The following is a 2,913-nucleotide window of genomic DNA, read 5'->3' as shown; positions in this document are numbered from 1 at the left end:
GCTCGGTTGCGGGCTGTGGACCGAACTTGGCCTTTTGCAAGATCCGATTTTCAGGGTAAGTTTATCCAAAGGCATGTATGAGCTAGCTGCTGATGAAGGAAGTAGAAAGGCATGGGAAGCTTTTATCAAGAGTGTCAGAGGCACTTCAGGGAAGAGAGGGCTGATGCTTTTGGCCATCTTATTCTATGAATTAAAAAAACAGGGGGTGGCTGAGGAATGGCTGAGGATGAGTTGGTGAAGGTTGCTACCGGGATAAGTCAATTTCAAACTTCCAGGACGAGCAAGTTTCGGGATGTGTATCGAGTCAAGCTCCTATTGAATATCATGCATTTCTTTGCACAGAGCGGTATTTATTCGCCTGAATTAAAAAGGCAGGGATTAGAAAAGATTTTTTTTGAGAAGCAAGAGGGGCACTCTGAAGTAATACGCCAAGAAGAGCGGATTGTAAAAAATATGATAGCTGCTAAGGGATTGCTTCAGCTTCAAGATTTAAGCTGGCCGACCGCTGACATAGATCTCAGCGCTCAGTTCCGGGCATCGCTCGGAGAACTTATTCCCCTGGAAAAATTAGGGGGGGACGCGTCCGAAAAATATGACAAAATATTCGGAAGATGCCGCAATCCCGGAGGTCTGCTCACGTATGCTGCCGGCCTTAAAACTCTTAACGAGCCTGCAGTGATGCAGTGCCTTGGGGAGTATACAGTGTCCGTTTTGGATGGGACTTTTAAATCCAAGCGGTATGACACAGCCAATAATCCCCATCTTGCAACCATTTCTACGGGGAATTCGGATTTGATTGAAAAATGGAAAAGGGAAATAACGGTTGATTTAGAGAGCTTCTCGTCAGACGAAAAAGGTCAAAATAGCCTTAATCTAAACGAGTGGATCACAACCAAACTGATCATAGATAACCATCTTGCCGATGCAGACCTCTCCTGGGTCAGAAGATACCTCCAGGCAGTAACCAATGATCAACGAGCCGAAATTTTCTCGGATCTAGTCGCTGAAATCAAATTGGCCATGAAGGAAGAAGAGAAAAACGCACTGCGTTCCCAAATAACTGTCCAAAAGGAAAATAATAAAAATTTGGCAGAAGCGCTTAGTAGAAAAAAGAAGAGTGTAGGGACTCTGGGCAAGAGCGGTCAAGATGTGGATGGAGGGCAGTTTGAAGAGCTTAAAAAGCAGGTAAAGGCTCTTGAGCAAGATTTTTCTGACTCATTGAAAAGCCTCGAGAGATTGAACAAGAATTTGAAATCGCTCACTCAGAAGGTGACTAAAGATCCCGTATTGCAAAATTTAAACTTTCAAAAGGCTTGCCTGCTCTCTCTGAAGGCCGGTAAAGAGGTCGATACGCAAAGAGGGATCAAAATCCTGGAAGAGATTGACAAGGCAATGAAACCGTATGAAAACAGCGAATTTGCCCATGACGTCAAAGGGCTTCTAGAAATTATGAAGAGCAAGAAAACAACGACGTTGAAAAGCAATCTTAAGGTTGTCTTTACCGATGACCCTATCGACCTCCTCCTGTGCGGCACCGATGTCAGCGGCAGCTGCCAGCGTCTGGATGGCGATCCGATTTTAAACAAAGGTTTGCTGGGGTATTTAGTGGATGGTAAAAATCGATTGCTTGCCATAAAAGATGGAAACAAGATTGTGTCCCGCTGCATGCTGCGCCTTTTATGGGATGGAGAAAAATCGGTAATCTTTCGTGAGCGTCTATACCCGGACTCTATTCCTTCCGAGCATGAAGCAGCTCTTAACGCCTTGGCAAAACAGATCGCACAAGACTTAGGCGTTCCATTGACCTCGCAGGATGGAGAGGGTTCCTATGGCAAGGATCTTATGGCTCTTGGAGGACCGGCCCCTTATGAATACTCCGATGGTAGTGGAGGACTTCAAAAGAGTGGCGTTTATATCATCGAAGGAGCAGGACGGATCGATTAGCAGTCCTGCGCACTTCTGCCTTGAAAAGCGCTTCTAAGGATGATGTACCACCGCCTGCCCTCATTGCAATCCCTTGTTGCAGGGTAGAAATTTCAATGCATTTCAAGTTTCAAGCAATTCGCTGAAGATCCCCAGAATAAAGTCATTCCTAGAGCAGGGATACTAAGAAAAGGATACGTAAATCTCTTATAGAGAGAGGTTTTCTCTGTAAGGCATTTGCCGAATTTTCGATATAGGCCTTTACAGATTTTTTTAAACATCTACGCAGCAAGGTCCTTCTCACCCCTCCCCCCTCCTGTAGAAACATTAACTCCCTAGAAGTTGTTTTTATTATTTTATAATTTAAAATTAAAATTATATAATAAACTTAATGGGTTTTTTTTGGGGTTATTATGAATTTCAATTATAACCTAAAGTGTGGGAATTATAGCGAATTTTCTCATCGATTGGATGAAATTGGGGTCGAGCTGGGAAAAACCAGCGGAGGTGAAAGTGAAATTCTAGAGAAGGTGGCGGACTTTATTGATAAGAACAAGGAAGTTTTTCAGAAAGAAAAGGATGCAGCGCTCCACTTCAATTCCTTAGCGATGAGGGTCCAGCGTATTTCTAAAGACAATCCTCTGCTTGATAAGTTGAGGGAGTGTTCCCTTCAACTTCTTCCCTTCGATAGCAATCACGTCAAAGAGTCGATCGAATTCTTTCATACAGCTATTCATGTCGAGCAGCAACAACTTCAGGCTATGGCAGATTGGATCAATGTGAACAAAATTCCTCTGGGGAGTCTCAAGCTTTCGATGAAGGAACTTGGGAAGTTGCTGCTTAGACTAGAGTATATAAATTTTGAAAATTACGACATCGAATCTGAAGACGTGGATAAACTGGTAGAAACCTTGATGTATACGGATCTCAAATTTGCAACCTCGGATGAAAATTCCTTAGTTAAGATCGCCAAGCTCTGCGCCCGGCAAG

3 protein-coding genes are annotated in these 2,913 nt (G+C 43.7%); all 3 read left to right on the top strand.

Features of this window, described 5'->3' with window-relative positions:
• The coding region (locus ELAC_RS11795; protein ID WP_158227883.1) for a hypothetical protein at positions 1–238 on the top strand (238 nt) is incomplete at its 5' end.
• Positions 217–1,944: a hypothetical protein gene (locus tag ELAC_RS11500; protein WP_098039441.1), complete on the top strand. Its 1,728-nt coding sequence runs from the start codon at positions 217–219 to the stop codon at positions 1,942–1,944. The genes ELAC_RS11795 and ELAC_RS11500, both read left to right, overlap by 22 nt.
• A 392-nt stretch (positions 1,945–2,336) precedes the next feature.
• Positions 2,337–2,913, top strand: a 577-nt coding sequence (locus ELAC_RS11495) for a hypothetical protein (protein ID WP_143406511.1), incomplete at its 3' end; no start/stop codon positions are given.

The organism is Estrella lausannensis (assembly GCF_900000175.1).
Classification (GTDB): Bacteria; Chlamydiota; Chlamydiia; order Chlamydiales; family Criblamydiaceae; genus Estrella; species Estrella lausannensis.
This window is presented reverse-complemented; position numbering and strand designations above follow the sequence as displayed.

Coding starts and splice junctions, on each gene's coding strand:
- ELAC_RS11500 (WP_098039441.1), top strand. CDS start 217: ATGGCTGAGGATGAGTTGGTGAAGGTTGCTACCGGGATAAGTCAATTT.